Annotated in this window: 4 protein-coding genes and 1 pseudogene; all 5 read right to left on the reverse strand. The window is 38.8% G+C overall.

What is annotated here, in order from left to right; translation table 11 throughout:
- A pseudogene (locus V7112_RS14380) lies at positions 1–256 on the reverse strand (NADH-quinone oxidoreductase subunit C); the annotation flags it as partial.
- A 1-nt stretch (position 257) separates the two neighbouring features.
- Entirely contained in the window at positions 258–770 is a 513-nt protein-coding gene (locus V7112_RS14385) for a NuoB/complex I 20 kDa subunit family protein (protein WP_229139195.1), read from the reverse strand.
- Positions 761–1,138, reverse strand: coding sequence for an NADH-quinone oxidoreductase subunit A (locus V7112_RS14390; RefSeq protein ID WP_335420932.1), 378 nt, complete (start codon positions 1,136–1,138; stop codon positions 761–763). The genes V7112_RS14385 and V7112_RS14390 overlap by 10 nt, the downstream gene beginning before the upstream one ends.
- Before the next feature lie 500 nt (positions 1,139–1,638).
- On the reverse strand, positions 1,639–2,946 hold the full coding sequence (locus tag V7112_RS14395) for a DUF4179 domain-containing protein (protein ID WP_335420934.1): 1,308 nt from the start codon (positions 2,944–2,946) through the stop codon (positions 1,639–1,641).
- A complete protein-coding gene (locus V7112_RS14400; RefSeq protein WP_335420937.1) occupies positions 2,922–3,461 on the reverse strand; it encodes a sigma-70 family RNA polymerase sigma factor in 540 nt (179 codons plus the stop codon). The genes V7112_RS14395 and V7112_RS14400 overlap by 25 nt, the downstream gene beginning before the upstream one ends.
- Positions 3,462–3,738: the final 277 nt, after the last annotated feature.

Below are 3,738 nucleotides of genomic sequence, written 5' to 3' on the forward strand. Positions count from 1 at the left end.
CTTCTGAAGGTTCTGAACTTTTTTCAGTTGCTGCTTCCTCAGCTTGTTGTTTCGCCTTTTGCTTAGCTAATGCCGCTGCCTTCGCCTTGGCTGCCGCTGCTGCCTTCGCCTTTGCAATATCTATATTTTCTTCCTTAGATTCATTTTCACTTTTCGTTTCAGCTGCCTGTTTTTCAGCTAGTCGTTTTCTTGCAGCCTCCTTCGCCTTCTCTGCTGCCTCCCGCTTAAGTTGTTCCAGGTCTTTTTCTTCGCTCACGCTAAATCACCTTCTTCCCCGTTTTAGCCTCATAGCGAATCTTTTCTCTTAATTTATTAATCCCGTAAATGAGTGCAGCCGGATTTGGTGGACAACCAGGTATGTACACATCAACCGGTACAATTTGGTCCACCCCTTTTACAACCGCATACGACTTCACATAAGGTCCCCCTGCAGTTGCACAAGAACCCATCGCAATCACCCATTTTGGCTCGGGCATCTGATCATATAATCTTTTTAAAACCGGTGCCATTTTCTTTGTCACCGTACCTGACACTATCATACAGTCAGACTGACGTGGAGACGTACGGAAAAAGGAACCAAAGCGATCTAAATCATAGTGAGAAGAACCTGTCCCCATCATTTCAATCGCACAACAAGCCAGACCAAATGTAAGTGGCCACAACGAATTACTTCGTGCCCAACCTTTCACCTGCTCCAGCGTCGTCAAAAATACACTTCTCTTTAACTCTTCCATCTCTAAATCTGAAATACCATCAATTTTTAAATCCATTTCAACACGCCCTTCTTCCAAGCATATACTAAGCCGATAACGAGCATTACAACGAAAATTAACATCTCTACTAATGCAAAAATTCCGAGTTTTTCGTAGGCAACAGCCCATGGATATAAAAATACTGTCTCAACATCAAAAATAACAAACAATAGTGCAAAAATATAATAGCGTACATTAAACTGTACTCGAGAATCATGGAATGGCTCAATCCCACTCTCATATGTAGTAGCCTTCTCCTCACTCGGTGCATGTGGCCGAAGCAACTTCCCCAGAAACAACGCCACAATCGGGAGTAGAATACCCAACAATAAGAAGACAAACACTATCATGTAACTATTCAAATACTGATTCAAAAGATCCTCCATGTAGCCCCCTCCGATATCTCCCATCATTTTATCAAAATATTATAAAATGTAACCGATAACATTATAGCACTTTTCCCAGCCAAGTGTCGACCAAACCTGCCACTAATTCTACGAAATTACCATTTCTGACAAATGGGGGAAAAATAAGCGGGGAAACCGAGCATTATCAAGCTTTTTTCAAAACTGCAGTTTCAGCCATTGCTGGAATGATGAAACCATATTTTATTCAAATATGGTAATTTCTCATTATCATAGAATATATCCAACTGTGAACCAGCTAACTACCTTATCAAGTATGTTTTCTCCTAAATATGTATAGATGAATAATTGCTATATCACGTGCAGGGCCTCCTATCCATTCACCTTCCAACCACAATTCATCAATCCCCCTAAAACCCTAAATTAACATAACACCTCTATTTATAGACTATTGTCCAAAACATAAATTATCATCCATAATTGTCCAAATACGAAAAAAGGACTACTTAAAAGTAGCCCCTTTACTCTCCCAACTCAATTGTCACCTCTAGCTCTTCTAAATAAATTGGTGCCTTTTGTTTATATGTGACAATCTGGATATTTTCAGCTGTTATATTAGCCTCAAACTGAATCTCATATTGGTTGACAGAATTCCCGACCCTTATTGGTCCTTTCTCTGAATAATAGGCATTACCGGTTTGATCTTCAATCCAAATACTGTTTGCCTGCCAATACGCATCATCCCCAATTGTTTCAACAGTTAGCGTAACTAAGCCATTTTCAATCTTTATATCTAAAATTGAGGTTTCGCCAATTTCTCCTTGAGAAAGGGTCAATACTTCTTCTTTCCACTTTCCTTTCACTTCTTCTACCACTCTATCCTCATCTATATCCATTAAATACGGTTTGAATGTAAGGGATTTTGGTAGTTTCTCGAGGGGTTCAAAATAATATGTTAATGTTTCCACAAATTTCCCCTTCGACATGCCACCTCCACCTCCACCACTTAAAGGTTGGAGAACTCGGCCCTGGTCATCTATAACTTGATAGTTCATCCATTCATACTTTCTATTTTCAAAGGTTTTTTCATCCATCACTTGTCGGAAGGCTATTTCTGTACTGGTTGGAAAAAATGTAACCTTATCGTAATGCATCATTAAATCCGCATTTTCTACCGTTTGATTTACGAGAAATGATTTATTCTCTCCCTGCTTTGAAATTTGTAATTCTAAATTTAATGCTTTCTCTTTTTGAGAGCGAATTCCAAGAATAAACTCCTCTGGTAGTTCTTCCTGAATGCTAATACTTATTATTCCGGCGTAATCGCCATTTTCTAACGTTTCACCACGCTCTCCCATCCCATAACTGACACCTTTACCATCAACGGTTAACATGAATGGAGATAATAAGTCAGTAGCACTTAATGTTTCCCCTGTTGCATACGATTCCACGATATACCCAATATGAATTTGTGAACCATCAAAAAGACTCTCTGTAAAAGTTATCACTTGGCCATTTATTTCAACTTGCTGCCCCAATAACGTGGTCAACCCCTCTTTTTCACCCTTTTGAGTACCTACATCCCCTACCATTTTAAAAATAGAGCCAATTACCGGAACAGACCTCAGAGTTTCGGCTAGAGTTGGGGACATGAAGGATACCCCGAATAAAAGAAATCCCACTAAAAACACGGCCGCAACTGGATAGAAGAGGCGTGGAAAGGTCTTCTTTTTCGGAAGGGAATGGAGTGTCTCATTTATACTCTGCTCCACACTTGCAGGAACCTGTGGGTTCACCCTCATCTTTATTTGCTCTTCCCATTTTTCCATGATGGACCCTCCTCCTTTTCTTCCCATAGCTCACGCATTTTTTCACGTGCACGACGTAATCTTGTTTTAATCGTATTTTCCGGAGTCTCATAAATTTGTGATAATTCTATAATTGAAATCCCTTCAATATGAAAAAGCTTCAATAATTGAGACTCCTCCTCCGATAATTTACTTAGCATCTGATTAACTTCAACCTTTTCAAAGCCGTGCTCATGTATTTGAGGCTCTAACCATTCCTCCATGTGGATGACATTTCTTTTCTGCCTCAACAGCTGGTAGCATTCATTTAAAACAATTCGACAAAGCCAACTTTTAAAATATGCAGGCTCTCTCAATGTATCAATCTTTTGGTATGCTTTGATGATTGCCTCTTGCATGGCATCCGCACAATCCTCGTCATTATTTAGAATTGTTTTCGCAACACGATACATCAAAAGCTTATGAGCCAAAATCAATTTTTCAAAGGAAGATTTGCTCCCGCGTCTTGCCTTTTTCACCTCTTTAGAGATATCCAAAGTATGCTCTCCTTTCCGAGTCAACCTAATCCTTAGATACAAGAAAAAGGCAAAAGGTTTCACCAATATGTAAAGTTTTCTCTATTTCATTCAAAAGCTGAGGCATATACACAGATTATTTCATAACTTATTCCATTTTTACCTTAAATCATGTCATATACTTGAATTATGATATGACCTTTACCATTTTCATCCAAGTGTCATAGCATATACTTGGTTTATGTTATGACTTTTTCCACTTTCATCCAAATGTCATATCATATACTTGGTTTATGTT

It is taken from the genome of Bacillus sp. JJ1566 (assembly GCF_036962685.1).
In the GTDB taxonomy this organism is placed as follows: domain Bacteria; phylum Bacillota; class Bacilli; order Bacillales; family Bacillaceae_L; genus Ferdinandcohnia.